A 25,862-nucleotide genomic window follows, 5' to 3' on the forward strand; every position below is an offset into this window, starting at 1 on the left:
CGGCGCGGGCCCGACCGCGGTGCCGACCTGTGAAAACCGGGTGCGCGGCCGGGGCGGCGGGACTATCGTCGACCGGGCCCGCACCGAGGAGGGACCCCATGAGCACCGACCGGCCCCGCACCTTCGAGATCCTCGTCCCCGGCTTCGCCACCGGCGAGGAGGCCCTGGCGCAGGGCGGGGCCGTCGCCCGCCTGCTGTGCCCCGAACCCGAGCACGACGGCCCCTGCCCGATCCCCTGGAGCACGGGCGTGCGCCTGGAAGAGGAGGAGCCCGACCCCGTGGGCACCGGCCACACCGTCGTCGCGGGGGTGTACGCCACCGCCGGCGCGGCCCGCGCGGCGGCCGAGCGCATCGGGGAGTCCCTGGGCCGGCCGGCCCACCTGGTGGAGGTGCCCGCGCAGGAGTACCCCGAACTCGCCGAGCAGTACCGCATCGAACGCGGCCTGGAGGCCTAGGGCGCCTCGGCCGCCACGAACAGGAAGTTCGGCATCCTGACGTACGCCCCGACGCCCGGATCCGCCGCCACCGCCTCGCGCGCCGCGTCCGGGTCCAGCCCCGGCTCGGCGACCTCGCGCAGCCGCAGCCCCAGGGCGGCGACCTCGTTCAGGTACGCCGACAGCGGCCGGTGGAAGTCCGGCGCGGCGGGGCCGTGCACCACGTACTCCTCCAGGTAGCGGCCCTGCCGGTACTCGCCGTGCCGGCGCCGGCTCCCGGCCGGCCCCTCGAAGGCCGGGTGCACGATCCCGAAGACGAACGGCCCGCCCGGGACGGGCGTCCGGGCCAGGTCCCCCTGGACGTACTCCACCCCCAGGGGGTCGCGCTCCTCCCGCTCCCGGGCGAAGGCGACCATCGCCCCGGCGGGCTCCAGCCCCACCACCCGCGCCCCGCGCGCGGCCGGCATCCGGCTCAGGTAGCCGTCGCCGCTGCCCGCGTCCAGGACCCGCAGCCCCGACACCGGCCCGAGCATCCGCAGCAGGGCCGGGTCGGCCAGGTGCCGTTCGGCGAAGTCGCCGTCCCGGCCGTGCGCCTCCATGGCCTCCCGGGTGGCGGAGGCGTCCCACCGCGCGATCGCGGCCTCGTCGGTCCATTTCCGAGGGTCCATCCGCCGAACCCATGCTCCGGCCCGGCTTGTGGGAAGGGCCCCGCGCGGCCGCGCGTGCGGTCGGCGTGACCGGGGTCGCACGCCCTACAGGAATCCAGCGCTTCCCTAAAGCCTTTAGGCATATATAGGGTCGCTGTAGTCGAAAAGGGAGGTCATGATGGCACGCGCCGGGCTCAGCACCGGGCTCCTCGTCCGGGCGGGGGCCGACCTCGCCGACGAGGCCGGGTTCGAGCACGTCACCCTCTCCGAGGTCGCCCGCCGGTTCGACGTCAAGGTCGCGAGCCTGTACTCGCACCTGAAGAACTCCCACGACCTCAAGACCCGGATCGCCCTGCTGGCTCTGGAGGAGCTCGCGGACCGGGCCGCCGACGCCCTGGCCGGGCGCTCGGGCAGGGACGCCCTGGCCGCGCTGGCGGACGTCTACCGCGACTACGCCCGCGAGCACCCCGGCCGCTACGACGCCACCCGGTTCCGGCTCGACGCCGCCACCGCGGCCGCCAGCGCCGGACCCCGGCACGCCCGGATGACCCGCGCCGTCCTGCGCGGCTACGACCTGCCCGGTGCCGAGGAGACCCACGCCGTCCGGCTGCTGGGCGCCACCCTGCACGGCTACGTGAGCCTGGAGATGGGCGGGGGCTTCGACCACAGCGCCCCCGACACCGAGGCGACCTGGTCGCGCACCATCGACGCCCTCGACTCCCTGCTGCGGAACTGGCCCGCACCCGACCACCACTAGGAACCCGCCATGGACCCCGTCACCACCCCGGTCACCGCCGACCTGCTGCGCGGAGCCGTCGAGATCCGGCCCACCGCCCACGGCCCCCGCCCCATGCGCCTGCCCCGGCGGGCCCTGGCCCAGGCGCCCGACCCGATGATGGACCACATCGCCGCCCAGACCTCCGGCGTCCGCCTGGCCCTGCGCACCCGCGCCACCGTCGTCGAACTCGACGCCCTGCCCACCAAGCGCACCTTCACCGGCGCCCCGCCGCGCCCCGCCGGGGTCTACGACCTGCTCGTGGACGGTCGCCTCACCGCCCAGGGGCACGTCGACGGCGGGGACACCCTGGTCATCGACATGGCCACCGGTGCCGTCGAGCACCGCCGCGGCCCCGTCGGGACCGTCCGCTTCACCGGCCTGCCCGACCGGGACAAGGACGTGGAGATCTGGCTGCCGCACAACGAGGCCACCATCCCCGTCGCCCTGCGCACCGACGCCCCCGTGGCCCCCGCGCCCGCCGGCGGGCGGCGCGTCTGGCTGCACCACGGCAGCTCCATCAGCCACGGCTCGGACGCCGCGGGCCCCACCGCCACCTGGCCCGCCGTCGCCGCGCTGCGCGCCGGGGTCGACCTGGTCAACCTGGGCCTGAGCGGCAACGCCATGGTGGACCCCTTCACCGCCCGCACCCTGCGCGAGGTCCCCGCGGACGCGATCAGCGTCAAGCTCGGCATCAACGTCGTCAACCAGGACGCCATGCACCGGCGCGCCTTCGGCCCGGCCGTGCACGGGTTCCTGGACACCGTCCGCGAGGGCCACCCGGACACGCCGCTGCTGGTGGTCTCCCCGATCCACTGCGCCATCCACGAGGAGGTCCCCGGGCCCACGCAGATGGACATGTCCGCCCTCGCCGAGGGCCGGCTGTCCTACCGGGCCGGGGGCGACGCGGCCGCGCGCGCGGCCGGTCGGCTCGCGCTCGCCGACATCCGCGGCGAGCTGGCCCGCATCGTCGCCGACCGGGCGGCCGACGACCCGCACCTGCACTACCTGGACGGCCTGGAGCTGTACGGGGAGGCGGACGCGGCCGAGCTGCCCCTGCCCGACTCCCTGCACCCGGACACCGCGGCGCACCGCCGCATCGGCGAGCGGTTCGCCGACCTGGCCCTGGGCGCCGGCGGCCCCCTGGCCTAGGCCCCCTCGGGGCCGGCCGCTCCCCCGTAGGTCGCGATCTTGTAGTCGATCGCGGCCAGGGACAGGGCCAGTTCGCGCATCCGGCGGCGGGTGGCCTCGCGGTGCTCGAGCAGCATGGACAGCCGCTCGGGCACCGTGTGCTCCCCGGCGTCGACCAGCTCCACGTAGCGGCGCAGGTCGCGCACCGCCATCCCGGACAGCCGCATCCGGGTCAGGAACACCAGGCGCCGCACCGCCCCGGCGTCGTACACCCGGTGCCCGCCGGAGTCGCGGGCCACCCGGACCAGCCCCACGCGCTCGTAGTAGCGCAGTGTGTGCGGGGACAGCTCCAGCCGGTCCGCGACCTCGGCGATCGTCATCGGCCCGGTGGCGACGGCCGGGTCGGTGAGCCGGTGGATCGCCTCGACCGACGGCGGGGCGCCGTCCTCCAGGGCGGCCAGGGCCCGGTTCATCAGCTCATCGGTGGCCATGGCGCCAGACTAGACCGGCCGGACCGAGGCCGGCACCCCGGCGAAGTCGGCGTCGCGGGCGGTCCCGGCCCACCGCTCCAGCTCGGCCAGGCCGCGCCGGTGGGCCGCGCCCAGGCGTTCGACGGCCTCGCGGCCCAGCGGCAGCCGCAGCGGCACCTCCCCGCCGCGCACCAGGGACACGATGATCCCGGCCGCGCGCTCGGGGTCGCCCTCCTGGCGGCCGTCCGCCCCCGCCATGTCGGCGCGCACCGCCGCGAGCACGTCGCGGTAGACCGCGGAGTCGGCGGCGAACTCCAGCACGTCGGCGCCGTTGAAGCCGGTCCGGAACCGGCTGGGCTCCACGAGCATCACCCGCACCCCGAACGGCGCGACCTCCCCGGCCAGGGACTCCGACCAGCCCTCCAGGGCGAACTTGGACGCGGAGTAGGCCGACACCCCGGGGAAGGAGATCCGCCCGCCCTGGCTGCTCATCTGCACGATCGTCCCCGCGCCGCGGGCGCGCATGGCGGGCAGCACGGCGCGGACCAGGGCGGCGGGGCCGAACAGGTGCAGCTCCATCAGCTCGCGCAGCGGGCCGTCGCCGACCTCCTCGGCCGCTCCGACCACGGCCCGCCCCGCGTTGTTGACCAGCACGTCGATGCTCCCGAACCGGTCCAGGACCGCCCGGGCCAGGGACGGGGCGGCGGCGGTGTCGCGGACGTCGTGGGCCAGGGCCAGGAAGCGGTCGGGGTGCTCGGCGGCCAGGTCGGCGACGCCGCCGGGGTCGCGCACGGCGGCCGCCACGCGCTCGCCCGCGGCCAGGGCCGCCTGCGCCAGGGCGCGTCCCAGGCCGCGGGAGGCGCCGGTGATGATCCAGGTTTTCGGTGTCGTCGTCATGCGCGGGACGCTAGGCCTTCGAGCGCGCTCGAACGCAAACCCGCGCGGCTGGCCTCAGCGGGCGGCGGCCCGGTCCGCCCGGTCCGCGGCCACGACCGACTCCAGCAGGCCGGGGAAGGCGGTGTCGATCTCCCGGCGGCGCAGCGTGTTCATCCGCGAGGTGCCCTCGTAGTACTGGCGGATGAGCCCGGCCTCGCGCAGCACCCGGAAGTGGTGGGTGGCGGTGGACTTGCCGACGGGCAGGTCGAAGCCGCCGCAGGCGACGTCGGCCGAGGCGTCGTAGAGCTGCTCGACGATGCTGCGCCGCACCGGGTCCACCAGCGCCTCCAGGAGCCGCTGCAGGGTGAGGGCCGCGACGTCGGGGTGCGGTGGGATCCGCTCGGTGTGCATGCGGCCATTGTACGAGCGGGATCGAAGTTCGGCGCCGCACGGGCCGTCCGCCGCGCCCGGGGGCCGCCCACCCCCGCGGCCTCACCGGGGGCCGGTGTCCCCCTCGACCCGCGCCAGTCTGGTCCAGCCGGACCAGCCCCGGCCGCGCAGCAGCTCGATCAGCCGGCGGGCCTGCGGCACGGTGTCGAAGGCCAGCGCGTCCATCAGGCCGGCCATCGTCGGCTCCACGTCGACGTCGTCCACATAGGCGTCGCCCTTCTCCTCGGCCAGCCCGGTGATGTAGGACGCCAGCCCGTCGGCGAGCTCCTCCAGCCGCGCGTCGATGTCGTCCACGGCCGCGGCGAACCCCTCCCGGTCGGCGCGCAGCAGCTCCCGCACCCGCGACAGCGGGACCCCGGCCCGGGCGAGTGTGCGGATCCGGATCAGCTCGATCACGGCGTCGGCGCCGTACCGGCGGTAGCCGGAGCGGTCCCGCTCCGGCTCCGCCAGCAGCCCCTCGGCGTGGTAGTGCCGCACGGCGCGCACCGTCACCCCGGCGTAGGACGCCAGTTCTCCGATGGTCAGCATCGGACCGGTCTCCTGCGCGGTCGTCGCCGGACCGCCGTGCGCCCCGCGGATGATCCGGGCGATCTCCGCGGCGTGGGTGAACGGCATCCGGTGGTCGGCGTCGAGCCGCGTGACCGCGACGCGGGGCAGCTCGCGCACGAGCCGGTCGATGCCGGCGCGCCAGTTCCGGTCCAGGCGCTCCCCGTGCACCCCCGCGCCGCCCCCCGGACAGGGAGGCCGAGGCGATCACGGTGACGGGCGGGACGATCCTCCGGTAGCGGTCGAGGATCCGCGCCCGGATCGCGTCGACCTCGATATTGAGGTCCAGGATCTCGCGGCCGGTGAGGAGCACCTGCCGGTCGGTGCCCAGGTCCGCCGCGCGCCGGGCCGCCGCGTCCTCCCACATCGCACGGAACAGCGGCAGGAGGTCCTCGGTGACGAACGGCTCGGGAACCGGGTTCGCCCCGTCGATGAGAACCAGTCCGGCGACGCCGTCCGGGTTCTCCGAGGCGTAGTGCACGACCAGGTCCGCGCCCAGGGAGTAGCCCACCAGCAGGGGCGCCGCCCCCGGTCGCCGCGTGCGCGCCATCACGGCGGACAGGTCGCCGAGGAACGCCTCGAAGGTGTAGCGGCCGGCGGCCGGGGAGAGGCCGTGGCCCCGCAGGTCGAAGGCCACGACGTCGTGGTCGCGCCGCAGCAGCCCGACCAGTTCGCCCAGCTCGGCCCGGGTCGTGTCGAGGCCGGGGCACAGGACCAGCGGGCGGCCCCGGCCGCCGCGGGAGACCGCGATGGCGGCTCCGTCGTGGTGGATCGTGAAGTGGCGCACGGGGTCGCCGCCTTTCTCGGTACGGGTGGTGCGGCCCATGCTGGAGGGTTGACCCTGCGGCAGGGTCAAGCCCCGCGGCGCCGCGTCCCCGTCACGGAACCCGGCCACGGCGCGCGCGGCGATCGACGCCGCGCCGCTCTCCCCCCGGACTCACCGGAACCGGCTCAGCCTCCACGCCCAGGCCATCGCCCAGGCCGCCGCCTCATAGCCCCGGTCAGGCCGGGTCGGCCGGGTCCAGGACGACCACCGGGATGGTGCGGCGGGTACGGGGCTCGTAGTAGGTGCGGTAGACCGGGGCGCGCCCGGCCATCATGGCCCACAGGCGTTCGCGTTCGGCGCCCTGGGCGGTGCGGGCGCGCATGCGCAGGCGCCGGTCGCGCACCTGGACCTCCACCTCCGGGTGGGCGGTCACGTTGAGGTACCACTGCGGGTGGGTGTGGGTGATCGCCGCCCCCGAGGCGACCAGCACCAGCGAGTCCCCGTCGGTGCCGAAGAACAGGCCGGTGCGGTAGAGCCGCCCCGAGGTGCGGCCGCGGTGGGTGAGGACGAGGTTGGTCGTCCCGCCCTCCAGGTAGCCGCTGGCGCCGCCGGTGGCGATGTACCGGCGCACGTGTTCGGCGACCGAGGGGTCGGGGCTGTCGATGGGGCCGCTGTCGGCGGGTGTGCTCATACCCGTGAGAGTGCCCGCCCCGGGTCCGGACGGGCTCACGGCCGCCTCAGGAACACCTCAGGGTCCGGCCGCCGCGGACCGCGGCGCATCAGCCCGGGCCCCGCCCCCCTACGGGTGTGCTCAGGCGCCCAGGGCGGGGTGGCCGTTCTCCAGGTACACGGTCTCCCCCGCCGCGGCGGCGGCCAGGCCCGCCGCGACCCGGCGGGCCGTGTGCGGGGCCAGCAGGCCGCCGACGCGGCCGGGGTCCGCCCACGTCCACCCGGACAGCTCCTCCGGGGGCAGCCGGAGCCGGGCGCCCCCGGGCAGCTCGGCGGTGAACAGCCAGTGCAGGGCGGTGGTGCGCACCCCCTCGGCCGCCACCCAGTCCACGGCGACCAGCCGCCGGACGGCGGCTACGACCCCCAGCTCCTCGGCCAGCTCCCGGCGGCAGGCGGCCAGCGGGGACTCGTCGCGCTCGACGATGCCGCCCGGCAGGCCCCAGGGCGCGTCGGGCCTGTAGGTGCGCTCCACCAGCAGGACCTCCCCCGCCGGGGACAGGATCAGCGCCCCGGCCGCGCCCCGTGTCGCGGGCAGGCCCGCGAAGAACCGCCGCTCCGCCGCCTCGTCGGCCGCACTGTCGTCTCCCACCGCGCTGCATCCCTCCGGTCTCGGCTCGCAGGCCCCCCGCGGGGGCCGCCGGGATCCCTACCCGGGAAAGCGCCGGGCACGGCCGGTCGGCCCCGCGGCCGAGAGCGGGTCACGCCGTGTGCAGCCCCCCGTCCACCGGCAGGACCGCCCCGGTCACGTAGGAGGCCCGCTCGCTGAGCAGCCAGGCGACCGCCTGGGCGATCTCCCCGGGTTCGGCCGCCCGGCGCAGCGGGGTCCGGGCGTTGAGGACGTCGACGATGCCCGGGGACACCTCCTCCCAGGCGCCCACCATGTCGGTCAGCGTCGTGCCGGGCGCGACGGCGTTGACGCGAATGCCCTCGGGCCCGTAGGTGATCGCGGCCGACTCGGTGAGGCTGTTGAGCGCCCGCTTCATCGCCCCGTAGGCGGGCAGGAGGGCGTTGCCCCGCCAGCCGCCGACGGAGGAGCAGTTGACGATGGCGCCCGTGCCCGCGGTGGCGCGGATGGCGGCGACCTGGGCTGCCAGGGCCGCCCAGGTGCCCTTGAAGTTCACGGCGTAGATCAGGTCCAGGTCGGCCTCGGGGGCCTGGTCGAGCGGGCCGGGCGGCAGGGCGACCGCCCCGTTGTTGAAGGCGGCGTCGAGCCGGCCGTACACCTCGACGGTGCGCTCGACCGCGGCGCGGACGGCGTCCGTGTCGCCCAGGTCGCAGACCGTGTACTCGGCGGTGCCGCCGGCGGCCCGGATCTCCTCGGTCACGGCCTTGAGCCGGTCCCCGGTCCGGGCGGTGAGCATGACCCGGGCCCCCTCGGCGGCGAACAGGCGCGCCGCGGCGGCGCCGATGCCCCTGCTCGCGCCGGTCACCAGGACGGTCCGGTCCGCCAGCAGGCCGAGGGTGCGGGTGTCGTGTTCGTTCACAGTGTCCATGGCCATGAGCGTGGGCCCGGCGGCGGAACGGATCCAGGTACCGGCGGTACCTGGATCGGCCCCGCCGCCCGGGCACACTGGGAGGGTGGACAGACGAGAGCTGGCCGGCTTCCTGCGCGGCAGACGCGAGCGCATCACCCCCGCCGACGTGGGCCTGCCCGCCGGTCCGCGGCGCCGCACACCGGGGCTGCGCCGCGAGGAGGTGGCGCAGCTGGCGTTCATCTCCACCGAGTACTACACGCGGCTGGAGCAGGCCCGCGGCCCGCACCCCTCCCGCGAGGTGCTCGCCGGGCTGGCCCGGGCGCTGCGCCTGTCGGACGCCGAACGCGACCACCTCTACTACCTCGCCGGCTCCCCGCCCGGACCGCCGGCCGGCCCCTCCCGCGAGGTGCGCCCGAGCATCCTGCGCCTGCTGGGCAAACTGCCGGGCGCCGCGGCGGTCGTGCTGTCGGCGACCTACGAGGTCATCGCCTGGAACGACCTGGCGGCCGCCCTGATGGGGGACTTCTCCGCCCTGTCCCGCGAGGACCGCAACCTCGTGCGGCAGGTCTTCCTCGCCCCGCCGGGATCGGACCGGCGGCGGTACCGGCTGTCGGACCTGGCGGCGTTCTCCCGGATCGCGGCCCGGGACCTGCGCGTCACCGCCGCCCGCTACCCCGACGACCCCGAGGTGGCGGCCCTGGTGGGCGACCTCCTCGCGGGCAGCGCGGAGTTCGCCCGGCTGTGGGCCGCCCACGACGTGGGCCCGGCCCCCGCCCTGCGCAAGACCATCGAGCACCCGCTGGTGGGGCCGGTCACCCTGGACTGCGACGTCCTGGACGTCGCCGACCGGGACCAGCGGGTCGTCATCTACACGGCCGAGCCCGGCTCCCCGTCGGAGGGCGCCCTGCGCCTGCTCTCGGTGGTCGGCACCCAGCGGCTGGACACCCCCGGCTGAACCGGGCCCCGGGCCGCCCCTCAGAGCCGGGCGACGAGCTGCGCGACCAGGCCGTGCACCAGGGAGCGCGGCTCCATCTGGTTGACGGTGGCGGCCACGTACAGGTCCCGTCCGGGCAGGTGGTAGAGGGCGTTGCCGAAGGCGCCGGAGTGGCCGACCATCGCCGGGACCGGCGCGAACGGCGACAGCACGCGGGGCACCCGGAACCGCATGATCCCGGTCCCGTAGTCGATGGGGGTCAGGCGTGAGAAGACCGGGTTCCAGCGCGCGGTCATCTCGGCCAGGTAGTGCTCCGGGAACAGCCGGCCGCCGGTGAACGCCCGCAGGAACCGCAGCTGGTCGGAGACGGTGGAGACCACCGCGCCGTCGGGCGGGAACGAGGCGATCGCGCGGGGGATGCGCAGGGCCCGGCGGCGGTGCAGGAGCGGGGCGGCCTCGCCGTAGCGGTCCAGGGTGTCCGGGGTGAGCATCCAGGTGTCGCGCAGGCCCAGCGGGCCGGTGATCCGGGTGCGCAGGGCCTCCTCCTGGCTCCCGGAGGTGACGGTCTCGATGATGCGCCCGACCAGCTGGTAGTTGGTGTCGCTGTAGTACGCCCGGCCCGGAGTGGAGGGGGCGAACGGGCTCGGCAGGCGGCGGGCCATGTCGATGAGCTCGTCGGCGGTCCAGGCGGCGTCGGCGCGCAGGACGTCGTCCAGGAAGGTGGTGCCGTCGGGGCGCTTCTGCTCGAAGTAGTCGGGGATTCCGGAGGTCTGCGACAGCAGCTCGCGCACCGTGATGCGCGGTCCGTGGTCGCGCCCGCCGTGGGTGTTGAGGCCGCGCATCGTGTCCGCGCCGATCAGGTCGGCGGCGGGGGTGTCCAGGGTCAGCGCGCCCTCGTCGCGCAGCTGCATGACGACCGCGACGGTGTACAGCTTGGTGATGCTGGCGATGAAGTAGGGGCGCTCGGTGTCGCCGTGGCTCCAGGAGAACCCGGTGGAGGGCTGCTCGATCGCGGCGGCGAAGGCCGACACGGTGGGTCTGGCGGCGTAGCGGGCGGCGATCCGGTGCAGCCGGGCGGCGGGGGGCGGGCTCATGGGGTGATCCGTTCGAGTCGTTGTTCGGTGGCGTCGAGCCAGGCGAGTTCGGCCCGGGCGTGGGCGATGCCGTTGTCGAGGGCGGCCAGGCGCAGCTGGTAGCCCAGCGCGGAGACGCCCTCGGGCAGGTCGGCGGGGTCGGGGGTCTCCACGGCCTCCAGTTCGGCCAGTTCCGCGGCGATCTCCCGGCGGCGGGCGTCCAGGAGCGCGCGGACGTCCTCGGGCGGCAGGCGGTCGGCGAAGAACACCCGGGCCAGGAAGGCGTCGCGGGTGGGCGGGGTCTTGAGGGGCGAGGCGAGCCAGCGGTCGAGCTCGGCCAGTCCTGCCTCGGTGACGGTGTGGGGGTGCAGGGTGGGGCGGCCCTCCTGGACAACGGTGCCGCGGGACGCCAGCCCCTCCTCCACCAGGGCGGAGAGGGTCCGGTAGATCTGCGACTGGTCGGCGGTCCAGAAGTGGCCGACGCTGCCGTCGACGGCCTTCTTGAGGTCGTAGCCGCTCATGGGTCGGATGGACAGGATGCCGAGGATGGCGTGCCGCAATGACATGGATAGAGGATAGCGCACATATGTGCATGGTCCCATAGGTGCGCGGTCCTCTATCGTCTCCGCCGGCCGCCGGGCCGAGGGCGCCCCGCCCGGTGCGGCGCCGCCCGCCCCGGCAGGACCACCGGGACCGCGATCCGTGGTGGTCTCCGTGGCCACCACGGAGGCGCCCCTGACCCGCGCCGGGGCAGGATGGTGGTCACAAGGGGCCGGGACGACCCGGCCGGGCACCATCCACGACGACGGGGAGCGACCATGGCCGACAAGGGAACGTACGAGGGGTTCACCGCCGAGGAGCGGGCGGCGATGAAGGAGCACGCCCAGGAGCAGAAGAAGGCGTCGCGGCGGGCCTCGCGCGAGGAGAAGGCCGCCGAGGCGGTGCGGGACGTGCTCGCCAAGATCGCCGAGATGCCCGACGAGGACCGGGTCCTGGCCGAGCGCGTGCACGCGATCGTCACCCGCGAGGCGCCCTCGCTGGCGCCCAAGACGTGGTACGGGATGCCCGCCTACGCGCTGGACGGCAAGGTCGTCTGCTTCTTCCAGAGCGCGGCCAAGTTCAAGGCGCGCTACGCCACGCTGGGGTTCAACGACCCGGCCCTGCTGGACGAGGGGCCGATGTGGGCGACCGCGTTCGCCCTGGTGGAGGTCACCGACGAGGTCGAGAAGCGGATCGCCGACCTGGTGCGCCGGGCGGCGGGCTGAGGCCCTCCCCCGTCGGGGCGCCGCCGGGGCCGCCTCCGCGCGGACCCGAGGCGGGCCCCTGCGGAGGCGGCCCCGGACGGGCCGCTCAGGTCCCCGGGACCAGGCCCAGGGCGGTGAACGCGGCCTCGCCCGCCGCCCGGTGCCCGCCCCCGGCGAGCACCAGGGTGCGGGCCGCCTGGTAGCGGCAGCCCGCCGCCTCGAACGCCGCCGCGATGGCCGGCAGCCCCGGCGCGTCGCCGTCCAGGAGCGCCCGCGCCCGCTCCACCTGGGCGGTGGCCACCGGGTTCCCGGCCACCACCGCCCGGGCCGCGTCGACCAGCTCCCGGGCGTCGGCGCGCCCGGCGAGCACCGCCGCCTCCGCCCGCAGCGCCGTGTACCAGTGCAGCCACACCCAGCACACCCACTTCCACACCCGCTCCGGCTCGGGGGCGACGCGCTCCAGGGCGCTGTCGGCGTCCCCGTGGTGGAGCAGGAGCAGGGCGTCGAAGACCGCCCCGTAGCCCAGGCGGTGGTCGTCCCCGGGCCCCGCCCGGTCGATGACCTCCAGCCACTCGGCCCGGGCGTCGGGGTCCCCGCGCAGGCCGTGGACCATCGCCACCGCCGCCGCGGCCGGACCCAGGGAGCGCGTCCGCAGCCGGCCGCTGCGCTGCCAGGCCTCCCTGAACCTCTCGGCGCCCGCGAGCACCCCCTCGACCTCGCCCGCGAACGCGTCGGCGACCAGGAGCCAGGAGGCGGCGTGGTGCCCCGCCTCGGACAGCAGCGGGTGGTCGGCCATCCGCCGGCCCCACCGGCGGGCCCGGGGCAGGTCGCCGACGCCGATCGCGGTCGCCGCGGCCATGGCCAGGGCGTCCATCAGCTCGTGCGTGGCGGCGGGCGAGGGCGGGACGCGGTCCAGGATCTCGATCCGGCGCCGGGCCGCCTCCGCGGAGGCGAAGGAGTCCCCGGTCCAGCACTGGGCGCCGGAGAGCGCGTCCAGGGCGGCGGACTCGGCCACCGGGTCCCCCGCCTCGCGGGCGAGGTCGACGGCGTGCCGGGCGCTGGCCACCGTCTCCGAGGCCGGATTGTCCGGATCCCCCTGGAGCGCCCCGAAGGCGTCCGCGACCACCGCGGCCTCGGCCAGGGCGAGCGCCGCCCGCGAGGCCGGGGAGTCGTCGGCCAGATCGCGGGCGCGCGCGAGCGCCTCCTTGACCTCCTCGGCGGGGGGCAGCTGCGCGAAGGACGTGGAGAAGCGGTACGCGATCACGGCCGAGTCGGCCAGGTCCCGTGCCGCCGCCGGGCCGTCGCCGGCGCGTTCCGCGGCCACGGCGGCCCAGCGGTGCAGGCGGTAGGAGTCGCCGTCCAGCCCGCGGCACCCGGCCACCGCGGCGGCGCTGCGCAGCGCCGCGACCGCGGGGCCGTCCCGGTCGGCGAGCCCGGCCGCCTGCACGTACCGCTGCTGGGCCTCGCCGAGCAGGGTGCGGGTGAAGGCCAGGCTGCCCATGGACAGGGCGAGCCGGTGGGCCCCGGCGCGGTGTTCGGGCCGTTCGGCGGTGGCGGTGAGGGCGGCGCGCAGGTCCTCGGCGACGGCGTCGAACCGGGTGCGCCAGCCGGCTCCCCCGCCGCCCTCCAGCTCGGCGGCGCGGGCCAGGCACCAGCGCAGGTGGCGGGCGCGCACCTCGTCCTGCTCGCCGGCCCCGGCCAGGTGCTCGGCCCCGTACTGGCGGATGGTCTCCAGGGCGTGGTAGCGGGTCCCGGTCGAGGAGGGGGCGACCGAGAGCAGGCTCTGCTCGGCGAGCCTGCCCAGCCCGTCGACCACCGCGGCCCCGTCCAGGGGCGCGAACCCGGCGATCTCGGCGGCCGCCTCGGGGGTGAACGGCGCCACGAACACCGAGACCCGGCGCAGCAGGGCCCGGTCCTCCGGTTCCAGCAGTCCGTGGCTCCAGTCCAGCACCGCGCGCACCGACCGGTGCCGGTCGTCGGCGCGGGGGCCGCCGGTGAGCACGCGCAGCTGGTCGGCGAGCCCGGCCATGAGGCCGTCCGGGCCCAGCGTGGACCACCGGGCCGCCGCGAGCTCGATGGCCAGCGCCATGCCCCCGAGCCGTTCGCAGACGGCCGCGACCTCCTCGCCCACCGACGTCCCCGGCGGCGGGCCGACCGCCGCGGCGCGCTCCAGGAACAGGGCCGCCGCCTCGGAGTCCTCGCCGCCCTCCAGCGACAGCGGCGGGAGCGGGAAGGTGCGCTCGAAGGGCACCAGCAGCCGGGCGCGGCTGGTGACCAGCACGTGCAGCAGCGGGCAGGCGGTGAGCAGCCGCTCCAGGAACGGGGCGACGCCCTCGCGCACGTGCTCGCAGTTGTCCAGGACCAGCAGGGCCCGGCGGTCGGCCAGGGCCTGCGACACCGCCTCGTCGAAGTCGCCGCCGGGGCGCTCGCCCACGCCGACCGCCGCGGCCACGGCCGCCCCCACCCGCCCGGGCTCGGTGAGCGGGACCAGGTCGGCGAACCACACCCCGTCGGGGAAGTCGTCGGCGGCCTGCGCGGCCACCGCCAGGGCCAGGCGGGTCTTGCCCACCCCGCCGGCGCCGACCACGGTCACCAGGCGGTGCCCGCGGACCGCCTCGGCCAGGTCGCGGCGCTCCCCCACCCGGCCGACGAACGTCGTCAGCGGCGCGGGCAGGGCCGGAGCCGACCGGTCCCGTCCCCCGCCGCGGGAGCGCTCGGCAGCGGCGCGGGCGAGCGCCCGGCGGTCGGGCATTCCGAGCTTGCGCAGCAGGGAGGAGACGTGCGACTCGACGGTGCGCACGGAGATGAACAGCCGTGCGGCGATCTCCGCGTTGCTGAGGTGCCCGCCGAGCAGGTCGAGCACTTCGGCCTCACGGGCCGAGATTTCGGGGGTGGTCACCGGGACATTATCGGGCCGGGCCGGTCGGGCTCCGGCACCCGAACCAGAGTATTCCTTGACAGGAATATTCTCTGTAGTGAATACTCGGGTCATGCACGAACGACTGGAGGCGCTGGGCGAGCCCGCCCGGCTGCGCATCGCACGCATCCTGGCGGAGCGCCCGCTGTCGGTGGGCCTGGTCGCCGAACGCGCCGGACTGCGCCAACCGCAGGCGACCAAACACCTGCAACGCCTGGAGCGGGCGGGCCTGGTGACCTCCCACCGCACCGGCAACCGGCGCATCTACGCCCTGGAGCCCGGCCCGCTCCGCGAGTTGGCCGGCCTCCTGGACGGGCTGGCCGGGCAGGCACGCGAGCACCGCGGGTCCTTCGACGCCTACACCGCGTCGCTGGCCGCCGAGACGCGCGCCGCCGACCGGGAGCGCTGGGCCGACGAGCGGAGCTTCGCCTTCACACGCGTACTGGACGCGCCGCGAGAGACCGTGTGGCGCCACCTCACCGAGCCCGACCTGCTCGCCCGCTGGTGGACGCCGGACGACCTGGCCGTCACCGAGGCCGCCCTGGAGGCGCGGCCCGGCGGCCGGGCGGTGCTGGCCTACCGCGACGCCGCCGACACCTCCGGCGCGGACGGTGTCGTGGGCCGCGCCGAGGGGGTGGTGGACGAGGCCGTCCCGGGCGAGCGGATCGCCTTCCGGCTCTCCCCGCTGCTGCCCGGGGGCGGCGTCGCGTTCACCGGCCACTACGGGTTCGCGCTCGAGGACGCCGGAGACGCGACCCGGCTCCGCGTGCGGCTGCGGATCACCGACAGCACCGTCGCCTCCGCCGACTTCGTCGCCGGCATCGGCCTGGGCTGGGACCAGGCCCTGGACCGGCTCGCCGCCACCGTCGGCGGCACCCCTTCCGACACTCCGAGGAGCACGAAATGACCGGCCACGCCGACCGCAGGGTCATCGCGAACATGAACCTCTCCCTCGACGGGAGGTACTGCGGGCCCGGCGGCCCGCAGGACCACGCCTGGGTGGCGCCGTACGCCGTCACCGACGTCGCCCGCGACCACCTCACGGACCTGTGGCGGACCGCCACCACGGCGCTGATGGGGCGGGTCAACGCCGAGGGGTTCCTGGGCTACTGGCCGCCGGTGGCCCACGACGAGACGGCCGACCCCCGCGACCGGGGGTTCGCCGCCTGGCTGGCCGAGACCGAGAAGGTGGTCCTGTCCCGGACCCTGGCCGCCTCCCCGTGGGAGGGCGCGCGGATCGAGAACGCCCCCGCCGCCGATGTGGTCGACGGGCTCAAGGCACAGGAGGGCGGGGACATCCTCGTGCCGTGCAGCGCCAGCCTGATCAGGCCGCTGCTCGCCGCCGACCGGGTCGACCGGCTGGCGCTGATGATCGTCCCCGAGTTCATCGGCGGCGGCCCGCGCCTGTTCGAGGACGGCCTGCCCGCCGAGAAGTGGGCCCTGGCCTCCCACGCCGCGGGCGAGCACGGGACGGTCACCCTGGTCTACGACCGCCTGCGCTGAGGGCCGCGCCGCACGGCCCGGGGCCCGCGCCGTGCGGGCCCCGGGCGCGACGGTCCCCGGCCTCAGATCCGGGTCATGGTGGAGTCGTAGCCGCCCCCGCCGGGGTAGACCCACGCGCCGGTGACGGTGGAGCCGTCCGCGGAGAACTCCCCCGTGAAGTAGGCGGGGCCGCCCCGGACGCCTCCCCAGATGGTCAGGGTGTCGCCGACCAGTTCGTAGACGTAGTCCAGGGTGTTGCCCCGGGAGTCGTAGAACCGGGACACCACGTCGGAGCCGACCGGCTCCCCGAACGGGTGCAGGTTGCCGATGACCTCCATGCCGGTGACCGGCTCGCCGAACTGGGTGAGCTCCACGTGCTGGAGCAGGAAGAACCCGCCCTCCATCCACTCGTACCGCACGGTGCCCTCGGCGCCGCCGGTCACCGCCCAGGTGCCCACGAGCCGGCCCAGGGCCGTGACCGCTTCGCTCGGCCGGGTGTTCTCGTTCATGCCGTCCTCCTCGATCGGGGTTGCACCGACACCTCGCGGCGGGCACGCGCCTTCCGACAGGTTTTCAATGTGATCCAGATCACTCTTTTTGGGTGTCGGAGTCCCGGCGCCGGCTCCGAGGTACCGGAGAGGAACCGCCGGGAAGGACCCGCGGGCGCCGTCGCCGCCACCCGATGACCGCGGTGGCGCGGCGGCCGCACCGACCGGCCCGGACGGTTACCGTGCTCACACCGCCACCGGAAACGAGGACACCGTGAAATACCTGCTCCTGGGCTACACCCCGGCCGCGGCCTGGGACGCCGCGACCGCCGACACGCCCTCGCAGGACGCGCTCGACGCGTTCGCCGCCTACCAGCGGCTCGAAAGAGAACTGCTCCACAGCGGCGAGCTCGTCTCGACCGAAGGGCTGGGCCACCCCGCCGTCAGCACCACCGTCCGCCGCTCACCCGAGGGGGTGGTCGCCACCGACGGGCCCTTCGCCGAGCTCAAGGAGGTCCTGGCCAGCTTCGCCGTGATCGACGTGTCCGGCCACGAGCGCGCCGTCGAGATCGCCTCCCGGATCGTGGAGGCGCTCGGGGAACCCGTGGAGATCCGGCCGATCATGGGTGAGGACTTCGCCGCGTGAACCCCGAGACCGAGCACCTGCTGCGCACCGAGGCGCCGCAGGTGCTCGGCGCCCTGGTGCGCCGCTTCGGCCGCTTCGACCTCGCCGAGGACGCGGTGCAGGAGGCCCTGCTGGCCGCGAACCGGACCTGGCCCGAGGAGGGGGTCCCCCGCGAACCCCGCTCCTGGCTCATCCGGGTCGGCTACCGCCGCATGGTCGACCTCCTGCGCTCCGACCAGGCCAGGCGCCTGCGCGAGCAGCGGGCGGCCGAGTCGGTCCTGCTCGACCCCGGCCGGTCCGCGCCCCCGGCGCCGGCGGCCGACGACAGCCTCACCCTGCTCCTGCTGTGCTGCCACCCGGTGCTGGGCCCGGCGGACCGGGCGGCCCTGACCCTGCGCGCCGTCGGCGGCCTGACCACGGCCGAGATCGCCCACGCCCACGGCACGACCGAGGCGACCATGGGCACGCGCATCAGCCGCGCCAAACAGCGCCTGGCCCGCGCGGGCGCCCGGTTCACCCCGCCGACCGACGAGGACCTGGAGCAGCGCCTGGCCTCCGTGATGCGGGTGCTCTACCTCGTCTTCAACGAGGGGTACACCGCCACGACCGGGGGATCGCTGGCCCGCACGGACCTGTCCGCAGAGGCGATCCGGCTGGCCCGCATGCTCCGCGACCTGCGCCCCGACGACGGCGAGGCGGCCGGACTCCTGGCCCTGATGCTGCTCACCGAGGCGCGGCGGCCCGCCCGCACCGGGCACGACGACGAACTCCTGACCCTGGACGATCAGGACCGGACGCTGTGGGACCGCGCACTGATCGACGAGGGGACGGAGCTGCTCGACGCCGCCTGGGACCCGCACGAGACCGGGCCGTACCGGTTGCAGGCGGCCATCGCGGCCGTGCACGCCGCCGCCCCGGCCCCGGAACAGACCGACTGGACCCGGATCGCGGTGCTGTACCTGTGGCTGGAGCGCCTCTCCCCCAGCGCCCCGGTACGGCTGGCCCGGGTGGTGGCGGTCGCCCGCGCCTACGGCGCGCAGCGGGGGCTGGCCCTGCTCGCGGACCTGGACCGGCGCCACGGACTGGCCGAGGACCCGCTGACGCGGCGCAGGCACCCGGCGGTGCGGGCCCACCTGCTGGAGGAGACCGGGGACGCGGCTGGCGCCGTCGCCGCCTACCGCGCCGCGGCCGCCCTGGCGGTCAACCCGGTCGAGGAGAAGTACCTCCTGGACCGGGCCGCCCGCCTCGCCTGAGCCCCGGGGGGTCAGTCCAGCAGGGCCGTGGCCTCGACCTCGACCAGCACGTCGGGCTCGAAGAGGTGGTCCACGCCGATGAGCGAGGCCGGGGGCATCGGCCGCGGCAGGCCCAGTTCAGCCGACACCTCCTCCACACCCTCCATGAAGGCGCCGATCTTCTCGGGCTCCCAGTCGGTGACGTAGAAGGTCAGGCGCAGGACGTCGGCGAAGGTCGCCCCCGCCCCGGCCAGGCCGGCGGCGGTGTTGCGCAGGGCATGGGCGACCTGCCCGGCCAGGTCCCCGGGGGCCGACGGGGAGCCGTCGGCGGCGCGGGCGATCTGGCCGCTGACGTGCACGTGCCGGGTACCGGTCCCGACGGCGACGTGGTGGTAGGGGACGGGCTGCATCATGCCCTCGGGGGTGAAGCGGCGGACGGCCATGGCGGTCTCCTCGTGACGGGTGCCGAAGTGGTTTACCCTTGGTACCTGGTAGCCGAAAGAAACTTCAACGAGACCAGGTGTCATGCCGGAAACCTCCCCGCGGGCCCACGACGCCCTGGAGATCACCGCACCCCACCGCGAACTCCTGGACCAGGTCCTGGACAAGTGGTCGCTGGAGGTGCTCGCCGTGCTGTGCGAGAGCCCCTCCCGGTTCAACGGGCTGCGCCGCGCGATCCCCGCCGTCACCCAGAAGTCGCTCACCGCCACCCTGCGCCGCCTGGAGCGCAACGGCATCGTGGAACGGGAGGTGGTCGCCACCCGGCCCGTCGCCGTGGAGTACCGGATCACGCCCCTGGGCAAGACGATGCGGGAACCGGTGGACGTGCTGCTCGCCTGGATCCGGGACCACACCCCCGAGATCGAACGGGCCCGCGACCGCTTCGACGCCGCCGACACCTGACCCCGGCGGCCGGGCCCGCGCACGCGGCGGCCCACCGCACCGTCCATTCCGAGCCCGACCTGCCCGGCCGCCCGTCCCCCGACCGCGCCCTGGAGATGCCGGCCGCCGCCGTCCTGCTCGCGGTGCGCTCGCCGACCGGGGAGAAGGGGGCGGGCTGAGCCGCACCGCCGCCGGGGCCCTGTCACATTCGGCCGGGGACCGGTGTCCACAGGGGTGAGAACGAACGAGGAGGACCCCTGTGGACATCGCGCTGTGGATCGTCGCCGGACTGCTGGCCGCCGCCTACTTCTTCGGCGGCGGCGGCAAGATCCTCATCCCCAAGGAGAAGATCCTCGCGACCGGGGCCGCCGCGCAGTGGGTCGAGGACGTCCGCCCCGGCACGGTGAAGGCCATCGGCGCCCTGGAGGTGCTGGGAGCGCTGGGCCTGATCCTGCCGCCGCTGCTGGGCATCGCCCCGGTGCTGGCGCCGCTGGCCGCCATCGGCCTGGCCCTGATCATGGTCGGCGCGGCGATCACGCGCATCCGCCGCCGCGAGTTCAAGCTGATGGCGGTCGACCTGGTCTACCTCGCCCTGAACTGCTTCGTGGCGTGGGGCCGCCTCGTCGCCGAGCCCTTCACCGGCTGAGGCACGGGCGCCGGCCCCGTAGAGTGCTCGGGGCCGCGGGGTGGGGGTCCACGGACGCTGACGGCTACCGGTCGCGGCCGCCGTTGTACTGGACGCCGATCACGTCGCGGCCCGCCGTGGCCCCGGACTGGTCGATGCGGTCCCCCCGGACGGTGTCGCCGACGCCGCCGATGTCGCGGTCCTGCACCACCACACCGCCCGAGACACCGCCGTCGACGGTGTTCGCCGTCCCCTCCGGGGCGGGCGCGTCCAGCCTCCGCAGCAGGTCCCCGAGCCACTCCGCCGCCCCCGGGTCCGCCTCCAGCAGCCGCCGCAGCTTGGGCCGCCACTCCCCCGCCGCCTCCGGCGCCAGGTCGGGCCGGGCGGCCACCTCGGCGCGGGAGCGCTGCAGCTCCGCAGCGGCCACGTGGCTCGCCCTGGCGAAGAGCTCCGCGTAGCCCTCCAGGGTGAGCCGCCACTGCGGGGCCTCGTCACCGGCCATGGACCGGATCAGGGCGTCGGTGGCCCGGGCGACCAGCCGGGAGGTGTCCTCGTGCACGGTGGCTGCACCCGCTTCCTCGGGTCGGGAGTGCGTCGGGGCCACGTTAACCCGCCGGGAGGTGCTTTTGCGGGGAAGCGTCCGCTCTGCGGCGGGCCGCGTCGGCCCGGACCGCGGCGGCGCCCGGGTCGAACGCGTGCCGGGCCGTGGGGCGCCGGGGTGCGGCCCGCCACCGCGCCCTCCTACCGGATGGGCACGTCGGGGAACTCCCCGAAGGCGCCCGCGTGCAGGGTCATCGACTCCACCTCCGGCCCCGGCGCCGGGAACACCGCCAGGGCCAGGTACTCGTCCCCCGGCGACAGGGTCAGGACCTCGTCCGCGAAGTCCTCGTAGCCGTCCTCGGTGACCAGGCGCACCACGTACCGGGTCGTCCCGCCCGGCTCCAGCAGGCGGAACCCGCCCAGGGTGCCCTCGGTGACCCGGTCCGGCCCGCCCGCCTCCTCCCCGGCGGCGCCCAGGTCGGCCTCCAGGTCCGCCAGGGTCGAGTTCCCCAGGCCCACCATCTGGAACAGGTACGCGCCGTCGCGCACCAGCGGGTACACGTTGAGCTCGACGTCCCCGTGCTCGGCGGCGGCCACCGGTTCCAGCTCCTCGAAGAACACCGCCGGCCCGGCCACGTGCCGGGCCGCGGACTCCAGCCCCCCGTCCCCGCCCGCCGCGGCGGCGTCGGGCACCGTGAAGACGAACTCCACCCGCCGGTTGCGGGCCCGCGCCTGCTCGTCGTCCGCGCCGCCCTCCTCGGCGACCGGGTCCCGGGAGCCGCGCCCCTGCGCCGTGAGCGTGAAGCCCTCCCCCAGCTCCTCGGCCAGCAGGTCGCGCACGGCCTCCGCGCGGCGCAGCGACAGCTCGTCGTTGTGGGCCTGCGAGCCGCTGCCGTCGGTGTGGCCGACCACGGTGACCTCGCCCGACCCCGGGTTCTCCCGCAGGGTCAGGGCGGTGCGCCGGATGGTCTCGGCCGCCTCGGCGGTGGGCTCGGCGGCGTCCACGTCGAACATCCGGTCGGCGTGCAGGGAGATGGTCTCGGTGTCCCCCGACCGGGTGGTGGACGACTCCGGGGTGTCCACGAAGCTCTCGATGCCCTGGCGGAACCGGGACACGTCCATCCCCGGCTCGGGCACCTTCTCCGGGTAGTGCAGCTCCTCGGGCAGCTCCTCGGCGGTCCTCTCGGCGTACTCGTTGAAGTAGTCGTGGATGTCGGGCTCGGGCGAGGGGGTGAACTCGTCCACGTACTCCACCGGCAGCCCCGGCACGTGCCCCAGCCCCGAACCGGTGAAGGTCAGGTGCTCCACGTCCCGGGAGGGCGCCGGGAAGTACCGCCGGAAGGTGGTGGGGACGCCCTCGTGGACGGGGGTGATGTCGGAGCCCTCGTTGAAGTAGGTGCCCAGCGACAGGTCGGTCCCGGGGTCCTTGATGGCGCTCAGGACCTCGCCGGTGACCGGGTCGAGCAGGCGGAGGGGGGCGGTGCGGTCGGTGGCCGTGCCGCCGGTGCGCAGGGGCTCCAGGAAGTCGTGGTCGACCTCGAGCATGAGGTACTCGCCGTTGTGCTGGAGCCTGCGGAAGGTGACCTCCAGCATGACGTCGCTGCCACCCTCCAGGAACATGCGCCCCTGGCGGGTCAGGGGCAGATCGCGGTGGGCCGGGGCGGCCTCCGGCGAGGCCGAGGGGGCCGGATCGCCGGCGTCCCCGCCCCCCGCGCCCAGGCCGGGGACGATGCCGCAGGAGGTCAGCAGCAGGCTCAACGCCAGGGCGGCGCAGGTCGTCGCGGGCACTCGTGCGGTCATCGGGCGCGGTCTCCTCGGGGGGTCGGCACCGCCGTGCCGGATCCGGGGAGCGCGGGTCGCGGGTCTGGGGGCGGGGAGGGCGGTGCGGGGTGCTCAGTCGGGGGGAGGGGTCAGGTCGCGGCGCGACCGCAGCCCGAGTTTGGACAGGGCGTTGGCCACGTGCGTCTCCACAGTACGCGGGGACAGGTGCAGCAGCGCGGCGATCTCCCGGTTGGTGCGGCCGCGCGCGGCCAGGTCGGCGATCTCCCCCTCGCGCGGGGAGAGCCTGCGGTCGTGGTGGGGCCGGGCCGGGGCGGCGGCGGGGGTGACGCCGTGGGAGCGCATCAGGCGGCGGACCCGGGCTGCGTCCCAGGTCGCGCCCAGCCCCGCGTACTCCTTCAGGGCGGCGCGCAGGGCGGCCACCCCCGGTTCGGCGCCCTCACCGCGGGGGCGGGCGAAGTGGACGCGGGCACAGGCCTCGCGCACCTGGGCGGCGTCGTAGGGGCGGGGCATGGCGCGGTAGGCGTCCTCGGCCTCGGCGTACAGCAGCAGGGCCCGGTCGTGGTGGCCGCGGTGGCCGGCCAGGGCCGCCTCCAAGCGCAGCAGGCAGGTGGCGGCGGCCGGGGCGTCGGTGTCGCGCAGCCCCACGCGCAGGCGGGTGCACAGGTCGCGGGCGACGGCGCCGCGACCGCACTCCACCAGGGCCTCCATACCGGGGAGCAGGTCCGCGGCCCACACCCAGATGCCCTTGGCCGCGATGAGGGAGACCAGGTCCTCCACATGCTCCCAGGCACGGGCCGGCTCGCCCTGGGCGGTGGCCATGCGGGCCAGCAGCCCGGCGGCGAAGGCCCGCACCGGAACGGTGTAGTCGGGCGGGGCCTCCTGCCCGCCGCCCCGCGCCGGACCGTCCGGGGCCTCCAGGGCCTCCGCAGCGCCGCCGGGCCCGGGGCGGATACGGACCAGCAGGGTGCGGGCCAGCCCGGGGTCGCCCTGGGCCAGGGCCAGGGCGGCGCGCAGCAGCCCGAGCTCGGCGGTGACCGAGTGCAGGTGGGCCAGGCGGGGCGATTCGCGGTGGCGGTCGACCTCCTCGGCCAGGCCCTGCCAGCGGCCGCGCGCCCAGTCCAGGGTCAGGCGCAGCGCGCGCACGCTCTCGTGGATGTAGGGGGCGTCGTCGGCGCCCGACCACGCGGCCGCGTCGTCGAGGTGGCCGTCGGCGCGCTCGTAGTGGCCGAGCATGACGGCGGCGTCGGCGAGGTTGAGCGAGCCCCGGGCGAACTCGCGGCGGCGGGCCAGGGTGTCGGGGGTGGGCGGGTCGTGGGGTGTGCCCGGGGCGGGCAGCTCCACCTTCCAGGCGGCGGGGTCGCCGACCTGGGCGAGCAGGGTGGCGTGGTTGACGGCCACGGTGTGGGCGACGGTGGTGTCGTGGCTGCTGTGGGCGGCGGCCAGGGCCTGGTCCATCCAGCGGCGGTGGGTGTCGACGGAGTCGGGGGTGCTGCGGGGCACGGCCAGCGCGCACATGGCGCGGGCGGCCAGGTCGGGGCGTTCGGCGAGTTCGGCGGCGGCACGGACCAGCTCGCCGCGGGCGCTGCGGTTCTGGGCGGCCTGGTTGAGCAGCAGCAGGCCCAGTTCCATGCGCAGTTCGCCGCGCTCGGCGGCGGGCAGGCCGGGGGTGGCCAGGACCTCGCGCAGCCGGGCGATCGCGTGCTCGGCGGAGATACCGGTCAGGGCGGCCCGGCCGAGCTTGAGGGCCAGGTCGCGGCGGCGCCGCGAGGGCAGGTCGGGGCGGGTCAGGGCGTCGCGCAGCAGGACCACCGCCGTGCTGTCCTCACCCTGCTCCAGGGCATGGTCGGCGGCGCGTTCGGCGTGGTCGGTCCACTCCTCCAGCAGCCCCGCCTCGCGGGCGTGGCGGGCCAGCCGGGCGTGGGGCGGCTCCGCCGACAGGGCCAAGGCGGCCAGGGCGACGCGGTGCAGGCGGCGGCGCTTGCCGTGCGGCAGGGACGCGTGGCAGACCTGGGCGAGCAGCGGGGTGGCGGGGGCCAGGGTGGCCGGGGCGGTGGGGGTGAGCAGGCCGCTGCGGCAGGCGCGGGACAGGGCCCTGTCGGCACGGGCGGGGGTGAGCTCGGCGACGTGGGCGATCAGGGGCTCGGTGGCGGGACCGCCCAGGACGCAGGCGGCGCGCACCAGCCGGCGGGCGTCCCCGTCCAGGGCGTGCAGGCGGTCCAGGAGCCAGTCGCGCAGGGAGGGCGGCACGGGCGGCCGGTCGGGGATCCGCGGCCGGGGGTCGGAGCCGTCCCCGGAGGCGGCCAGGCCGTACAGGGTCTCCACCGCGGCCAGGGGCAGCCCGCCGGTCCAGGCGTGCAGGCGGCGGGCGTCCTCCAGGGTGGGCGCACCGCCGGGGAGGGCGTGCTCGGCCAGGGCGAGCAGGTCGTGGGGGGTGAGGGGGCCCAGGGTCAGCTCCCGGTGGCCGGTGCCGGGGGGAGTGCGGGCGGCCAGGGCGGCCACCGGGAAGGAACGGGGCAGGTCCTCGGGCCGGTAGGTGAGGACCAGGCCCAGGTGGGCGGGCAGCCGGGGGGTGAGGTAGGCGAGCAGGTCGCGGGTGTCCGGGTCGGCCCAGTGGACGTCCTCCAGGACCAGGACGGTGGGCTCCAGCGCGTCGAGGAGCTCGGTGAGGGCGCGGTAGAGGCGGTGGCTGCCCGACGCCGGGTCGGCGGCCGGCTCCGGGGCCGGGGGGAGGCGGTCGGCGTGTTCGGGGAGCAGGGCGCGCAGGGCTCCGCACAGGGGGCTGAGCCCGCCGGGGACGGGGACCCGGCGCAGGGCTTCGATGAGCGGCGCGAAGGGGAACGGTTCGGCGCCCGGCGGGCAGTGTCCGGCCAGGACCGCCGTCCCGGGCGGGTCGTGCAGTTCCCGGACCAGGCGGGTCTTGCCGGTTCCGGCGGCGCCCGCCAGGAGGGTCACGGTCCCGGGGGCGGCCGCCGCGCGCAGTAGCCGTCGTTCCCGCTCGCGCCCCACGAGCGGGGAGGAGCACATTACCCGACGGTATAGCGATACGACCTTCCGGAAAAGAGGGATAATGGTGACATTCCGTGGTCATATTCATGTAACCACGGAGAAAGTATTCATGTTCGGCCGGGTGTGCGGCGCATTCCGCCGATTCTTACAGGCCTTGAGGACATGGCCGCGACGGTGGCACCGGGCGTACAATCCGCCCAGATACTGCGGGCTTCACGAAAAAAGAGCATGGGGTGGCCGGTTGTTGGCGGGCATGGTGTACGCGGTGGTGCCGGTGTTGTCCGTGGTGTTGACGGGATTGTTCGCCGGCCTGTTCTTCGCCTTCTCCATCGCGGTGATGCCGGGGCTGGGCCGGGCGGGCGACCGGTCCATGGTCGAGGCGATGCAGGGCATCAACGTCGCCATCCTCAACCCGTTCTTCGCGGTGGTGTTCATCGGCGCCCCCGTGGTCCTGCTGGGGCAGACGGTCCTGCACTGGGCCGCGGGCCACACGTCCTCGGCCTGGTGGGCCGGGGCGGCCCTGGCCCTGCTGGTCCTGGTGCTGGTGGTGACGTTCGCCGTGAACGTGCCGCGCAACAACGCCCTGGACCGGGCCGGGTCGGCGGAGCGGCTGGCCGACCCGGCCGCGGTGCGCGGCGACTTCGAGGCGGTGTGGGTGCGCTGGAACCACCTGCGCACCCTGGCCTCCGCCGCGGCCCTGCTGTGCACGGCCCTGGCCGTGACCACCGGCTGA

Annotated in this window: 28 protein-coding genes and 1 pseudogene; 12 read left to right on the forward strand and 17 right to left on the reverse strand. The window is 75.9% G+C overall.

Annotated elements, in window-relative coordinates; genetic code table 11:
* Positions 1 to 98: 98 nt before the first annotated feature.
* Positions 99 to 455, forward strand: coding sequence for a hypothetical protein (locus ABZ249_RS28185; protein ID WP_355268877.1), 357 nt, complete (start codon positions 99 to 101; stop codon positions 453 to 455).
* Here ABZ249_RS28185 and ABZ249_RS28190 read toward each other — a convergent pair.
* A complete protein-coding gene (locus ABZ249_RS28190) occupies positions 452 to 1,102 on the reverse strand; it encodes a class I SAM-dependent methyltransferase (protein WP_355268879.1) in 651 nt (216 codons plus the stop codon). The genes ABZ249_RS28185 and ABZ249_RS28190 overlap by 4 nt on opposite strands.
* Positions 1,103 to 1,259: 157 nt before the next feature.
* On the opposite strand from ABZ249_RS28190, the gene ABZ249_RS28195 reads away from it, so the two are divergent.
* Together ABZ249_RS28195 and ABZ249_RS28200 are read left to right on the forward strand one after the other, a co-directional pair.
* Entirely contained in the window at positions 1,260 to 1,838 is a 579-nt protein-coding gene (locus ABZ249_RS28195; protein ID WP_355268967.1) for a TetR-like C-terminal domain-containing protein, read from the forward strand.
* A gap of 9 nt (positions 1,839 to 1,847) precedes the next feature.
* Positions 1,848 to 3,008, forward strand: a complete 1,161-nt coding sequence (locus ABZ249_RS28200) for a GDSL-type esterase/lipase family protein (RefSeq protein WP_355268881.1) — start codon at positions 1,848 to 1,850, stop codon at positions 3,006 to 3,008.
* On the opposite strand, the gene ABZ249_RS28205 is transcribed toward ABZ249_RS28200, so the two are convergent.
* The 8 genes and pseudogenes from ABZ249_RS28205 to ABZ249_RS28240 all read right to left on the reverse strand — a co-directional run bounded on the left by ABZ249_RS28205 (position 3,005) and on the right by ABZ249_RS28240 (position 8,317).
* On the reverse strand, positions 3,005 to 3,478 hold the full coding sequence (locus tag ABZ249_RS28205; RefSeq protein WP_355268883.1) for a MerR family transcriptional regulator: 474 nt from the start codon (positions 3,476 to 3,478) through the stop codon (positions 3,005 to 3,007). The genes ABZ249_RS28200 and ABZ249_RS28205 overlap by 4 nt on opposite strands.
* A gap of 9 nt (positions 3,479 to 3,487) precedes the next feature.
* Positions 3,488 to 4,354, reverse strand: coding sequence for an SDR family NAD(P)-dependent oxidoreductase (locus ABZ249_RS28210; RefSeq protein WP_355268885.1), 867 nt, complete (start codon positions 4,352 to 4,354; stop codon positions 3,488 to 3,490).
* A 54-nt stretch (positions 4,355 to 4,408) separates the two neighbouring features.
* Complete coding sequence (locus ABZ249_RS28215) at positions 4,409 to 4,744, reverse strand: helix-turn-helix transcriptional regulator (protein ID WP_355268887.1); 336 nt, start codon at positions 4,742 to 4,744, stop codon at positions 4,409 to 4,411.
* Positions 4,745 to 4,825: 81 nt separating this feature from the next.
* Positions 4,826 to 5,398: a MerR family transcriptional regulator gene (locus tag ABZ249_RS28220; RefSeq protein WP_355268969.1), complete on the reverse strand. Its 573-nt coding sequence runs from the start codon at positions 5,396 to 5,398 to the stop codon at positions 4,826 to 4,828.
* Between the two features lie 52 nt (positions 5,399 to 5,450).
* A pseudogene (locus ABZ249_RS28225) lies at positions 5,451 to 6,155 on the reverse strand (alpha/beta fold hydrolase); the annotation flags it as partial.
* 175 nt (positions 6,156 to 6,330) lie between these two features.
* Positions 6,331 to 6,786, reverse strand: a complete 456-nt coding sequence (locus ABZ249_RS28230; RefSeq protein WP_355268889.1) for a nitroreductase/quinone reductase family protein — start codon at positions 6,784 to 6,786, stop codon at positions 6,331 to 6,333.
* 120 nt (positions 6,787 to 6,906) lie between these two features.
* Entirely contained in the window at positions 6,907 to 7,413 is a 507-nt protein-coding gene (locus ABZ249_RS28235) for an NUDIX hydrolase (protein WP_355268891.1), read from the reverse strand.
* Positions 7,414 to 7,522: 109 nt separating this feature from the next.
* Positions 7,523 to 8,317 carry a glucose 1-dehydrogenase gene (locus ABZ249_RS28240; protein WP_355268893.1) on the reverse strand — a complete coding sequence of 265 codons (795 nt, stop codon included), beginning with the start codon at positions 8,315 to 8,317 and terminating at the stop codon, positions 7,523 to 7,525.
* Between the two features lie 85 nt (positions 8,318 to 8,402).
* On the opposite strand from ABZ249_RS28240, the gene ABZ249_RS28245 reads away from it, so the two are divergent.
* Positions 8,403 to 9,254, forward strand: a complete 852-nt coding sequence (locus tag ABZ249_RS28245; protein ID WP_355268895.1) for a helix-turn-helix transcriptional regulator — start codon at positions 8,403 to 8,405, stop codon at positions 9,252 to 9,254.
* A gap of 20 nt (positions 9,255 to 9,274) precedes the next feature.
* Here the strand turns inward: ABZ249_RS28245 and ABZ249_RS28250 are convergent, their stop codons facing one another.
* Together ABZ249_RS28250 and ABZ249_RS28255 are read right to left on the reverse strand one after the other, a co-directional pair.
* Complete coding sequence (locus ABZ249_RS28250) at positions 9,275 to 10,327, reverse strand: serine hydrolase domain-containing protein (protein WP_355268897.1); 1,053 nt, start codon at positions 10,325 to 10,327, stop codon at positions 9,275 to 9,277.
* On the reverse strand, positions 10,324 to 10,872 hold the full coding sequence (locus ABZ249_RS28255) for a PadR family transcriptional regulator (RefSeq protein WP_220561207.1): 549 nt from the start codon (positions 10,870 to 10,872) through the stop codon (positions 10,324 to 10,326). Before ABZ249_RS28255 ends, ABZ249_RS28250 begins: the two co-directional genes overlap by 4 nt.
* 252 nt (positions 10,873 to 11,124) lie before the next feature.
* Here ABZ249_RS28255 and ABZ249_RS28260 point away from each other — a divergent pair, with 252 nt between their 5' ends.
* A complete protein-coding gene (locus tag ABZ249_RS28260) occupies positions 11,125 to 11,571 on the forward strand; it encodes a hypothetical protein (RefSeq protein ID WP_220561209.1) in 447 nt (148 codons plus the stop codon).
* Between the two features lie 85 nt (positions 11,572 to 11,656).
* Here the strand turns inward: ABZ249_RS28260 and ABZ249_RS28265 are convergent, their stop codons facing one another.
* Positions 11,657 to 14,449 carry a LuxR C-terminal-related transcriptional regulator gene (locus tag ABZ249_RS28265; protein ID WP_355268899.1) on the reverse strand — a complete coding sequence of 931 codons (2,793 nt, stop codon included), beginning with the start codon at positions 14,447 to 14,449 and terminating at the stop codon, positions 11,657 to 11,659.
* Positions 14,450 to 14,540: 91 nt separating this feature from the next.
* On the opposite strand from ABZ249_RS28265, the gene ABZ249_RS28270 reads away from it, so the two are divergent.
* Both ABZ249_RS28270 and ABZ249_RS28275 read left to right on the forward strand, forming a co-directional pair.
* Positions 14,541 to 15,374, forward strand: coding sequence for a metalloregulator ArsR/SmtB family transcription factor (locus ABZ249_RS28270; protein ID WP_355268901.1), 834 nt, complete (start codon positions 14,541 to 14,543; stop codon positions 15,372 to 15,374).
* The gene (locus ABZ249_RS28275) at positions 15,371 to 15,970 is read left to right on the forward strand and encodes a dihydrofolate reductase family protein (protein WP_355268903.1); all 600 of its coding nucleotides are present in this window, start codon (positions 15,371 to 15,373) and stop codon (positions 15,968 to 15,970) included. The genes ABZ249_RS28270 and ABZ249_RS28275 overlap by 4 nt, the downstream gene beginning before the upstream one ends.
* Positions 15,971 to 16,032: 62 nt before the next feature.
* Here the strand turns inward: ABZ249_RS28275 and ABZ249_RS28280 are convergent, their stop codons facing one another.
* Entirely contained in the window at positions 16,033 to 16,458 is a 426-nt protein-coding gene (locus tag ABZ249_RS28280; RefSeq protein ID WP_355268905.1) for a hypothetical protein, read from the reverse strand.
* A 253-nt stretch (positions 16,459 to 16,711) separates the two neighbouring features.
* On the opposite strand from ABZ249_RS28280, the gene ABZ249_RS28285 reads away from it, so the two are divergent.
* Positions 16,712 to 17,083 carry a YciI family protein gene (locus tag ABZ249_RS28285; protein ID WP_355268907.1) on the forward strand — a complete coding sequence of 124 codons (372 nt, stop codon included), beginning with the start codon at positions 16,712 to 16,714 and terminating at the stop codon, positions 17,081 to 17,083.
* Entirely contained in the window at positions 17,080 to 18,315 is a 1,236-nt protein-coding gene (locus ABZ249_RS28290; RefSeq protein ID WP_355268909.1) for a DUF6596 domain-containing protein, read from the forward strand. Before ABZ249_RS28285 ends, ABZ249_RS28290 begins: the two co-directional genes overlap by 4 nt.
* 11 nt (positions 18,316 to 18,326) lie before the next feature.
* Here ABZ249_RS28290 and ABZ249_RS28295 read toward each other — a convergent pair whose 3' ends face one another.
* Positions 18,327 to 18,737: a RidA family protein gene (locus ABZ249_RS28295; protein WP_355268911.1), complete on the reverse strand. Its 411-nt coding sequence runs from the start codon at positions 18,735 to 18,737 to the stop codon at positions 18,327 to 18,329.
* Positions 18,738 to 18,819: 82 nt separating this feature from the next.
* Between ABZ249_RS28295 and ABZ249_RS28300 the strand changes: the two genes are divergently transcribed.
* Both ABZ249_RS28300 and ABZ249_RS28305 read left to right on the forward strand, forming a co-directional pair.
* On the forward strand, positions 18,820 to 19,197 hold the full coding sequence (locus ABZ249_RS28300) for a helix-turn-helix domain-containing protein (protein ID WP_355268913.1): 378 nt from the start codon (positions 18,820 to 18,822) through the stop codon (positions 19,195 to 19,197).
* Between the two features lie 238 nt (positions 19,198 to 19,435).
* Positions 19,436 to 19,822: a DoxX family protein gene (locus ABZ249_RS28305; RefSeq protein ID WP_220561230.1), complete on the forward strand. Its 387-nt coding sequence runs from the start codon at positions 19,436 to 19,438 to the stop codon at positions 19,820 to 19,822.
* Positions 19,823 to 19,886: 64 nt separating this feature from the next.
* Here the strand turns inward: ABZ249_RS28305 and ABZ249_RS28310 are convergent, their stop codons facing one another.
* The 3 genes from ABZ249_RS28310 to ABZ249_RS28320 form a co-directional block, all read right to left on the reverse strand.
* On the reverse strand, positions 19,887 to 20,360 hold the full coding sequence (locus ABZ249_RS28310; protein ID WP_355268915.1) for a hypothetical protein: 474 nt from the start codon (positions 20,358 to 20,360) through the stop codon (positions 19,887 to 19,889).
* Between the two features lie 182 nt (positions 20,361 to 20,542).
* Entirely contained in the window at positions 20,543 to 22,141 is a 1,599-nt protein-coding gene (locus ABZ249_RS28315) for an OmpA family protein (RefSeq protein ID WP_355268917.1), read from the reverse strand.
* A gap of 93 nt (positions 22,142 to 22,234) precedes the next feature.
* On the reverse strand, positions 22,235 to 25,147 hold the full coding sequence (locus ABZ249_RS28320; protein WP_355268919.1) for an AAA family ATPase: 2,913 nt from the start codon (positions 25,145 to 25,147) through the stop codon (positions 22,235 to 22,237).
* Positions 25,148 to 25,373: 226 nt separating this feature from the next.
* Between ABZ249_RS28320 and ABZ249_RS28325 the strand changes: the two genes are divergently transcribed.
* Positions 25,374 to 25,862, forward strand: coding sequence for an anthrone oxygenase family protein (locus ABZ249_RS28325; protein WP_220561241.1), 489 nt, complete (start codon positions 25,374 to 25,376; stop codon positions 25,860 to 25,862).

It is taken from the genome of Nocardiopsis sp. NPDC006139 (assembly GCF_040614155.1).
Taxonomy (GTDB): domain Bacteria; phylum Actinomycetota; class Actinomycetes; order Streptosporangiales; family Streptosporangiaceae; genus Nocardiopsis; species Nocardiopsis changdeensis.

What these genes read in the sequence shown, in the direction of transcription:
- ABZ249_RS28240 (WP_355268893.1), bottom strand. Translation starts at nt 8,317, where the DNA reads ATGGACACTGTGAACGAACACGACACCCGCACCCTCGGCCTGCTGGCG.
- ABZ249_RS28230 (WP_355268889.1), bottom strand. Translation starts at nt 6,786, where the DNA reads ATGAGCACACCCGCCGACAGCGGCCCCATCGACAGCCCCGACCCCTCG.
- ABZ249_RS28200 (WP_355268881.1), top strand. Translation starts at nt 1,848, where the DNA reads ATGGACCCCGTCACCACCCCGGTCACCGCCGACCTGCTGCGCGGAGCC.
- ABZ249_RS28270 (WP_355268901.1), top strand. Translation starts at nt 14,541, where the DNA reads ATGCACGAACGACTGGAGGCGCTGGGCGAGCCCGCCCGGCTGCGCATC.
- ABZ249_RS28250 (WP_355268897.1), bottom strand. Translation starts at nt 10,327, where the DNA reads ATGAGCCCGCCCCCCGCCGCCCGGCTGCACCGGATCGCCGCCCGCTAC.
- ABZ249_RS28275 (WP_355268903.1), top strand. Translation starts at nt 15,371, where the DNA reads ATGACCGGCCACGCCGACCGCAGGGTCATCGCGAACATGAACCTCTCC.
- ABZ249_RS28210 (WP_355268885.1), bottom strand. Translation starts at nt 4,354, where the DNA reads ATGACGACGACACCGAAAACCTGGATCATCACCGGCGCCTCCCGCGGC.
- ABZ249_RS28220 (WP_355268969.1), bottom strand. Translation starts at nt 5,398, where the DNA reads ATGCCGTTCACCCACGCCGCGGAGATCGCCCGGATCATCCGCGGGGCG.
- ABZ249_RS28280 (WP_355268905.1), bottom strand. Translation starts at nt 16,458, where the DNA reads ATGAACGAGAACACCCGGCCGAGCGAAGCGGTCACGGCCCTGGGCCGG.
- ABZ249_RS28205 (WP_355268883.1), bottom strand. Translation starts at nt 3,478, where the DNA reads ATGGCCACCGATGAGCTGATGAACCGGGCCCTGGCCGCCCTGGAGGAC.
- ABZ249_RS28260 (WP_220561209.1), top strand. Translation starts at nt 11,125, where the DNA reads ATGGCCGACAAGGGAACGTACGAGGGGTTCACCGCCGAGGAGCGGGCG.
- ABZ249_RS28185 (WP_355268877.1), top strand. Translation starts at nt 99, where the DNA reads ATGAGCACCGACCGGCCCCGCACCTTCGAGATCCTCGTCCCCGGCTTC.
- ABZ249_RS28295 (WP_355268911.1), bottom strand. Translation starts at nt 18,737, where the DNA reads ATGGCCGTCCGCCGCTTCACCCCCGAGGGCATGATGCAGCCCGTCCCC.
- ABZ249_RS28315 (WP_355268917.1), bottom strand. Translation starts at nt 22,141, where the DNA reads ATGACCGCACGAGTGCCCGCGACGACCTGCGCCGCCCTGGCGTTGAGC.
- ABZ249_RS28190 (WP_355268879.1), bottom strand. Translation starts at nt 1,102, where the DNA reads ATGGACCCTCGGAAATGGACCGACGAGGCCGCGATCGCGCGGTGGGAC.
- ABZ249_RS28215 (WP_355268887.1), bottom strand. Translation starts at nt 4,744, where the DNA reads ATGCACACCGAGCGGATCCCACCGCACCCCGACGTCGCGGCCCTCACC.
- ABZ249_RS28255 (WP_220561207.1), bottom strand. Translation starts at nt 10,872, where the DNA reads ATGTCATTGCGGCACGCCATCCTCGGCATCCTGTCCATCCGACCCATG.
- ABZ249_RS28195 (WP_355268967.1), top strand. Translation starts at nt 1,260, where the DNA reads ATGGCACGCGCCGGGCTCAGCACCGGGCTCCTCGTCCGGGCGGGGGCC.
- ABZ249_RS28320 (WP_355268919.1), bottom strand. Translation starts at nt 25,147, where the DNA reads ATGTGCTCCTCCCCGCTCGTGGGGCGCGAGCGGGAACGACGGCTACTG.
- ABZ249_RS28300 (WP_355268913.1), top strand. Translation starts at nt 18,820, where the DNA reads ATGCCGGAAACCTCCCCGCGGGCCCACGACGCCCTGGAGATCACCGCA.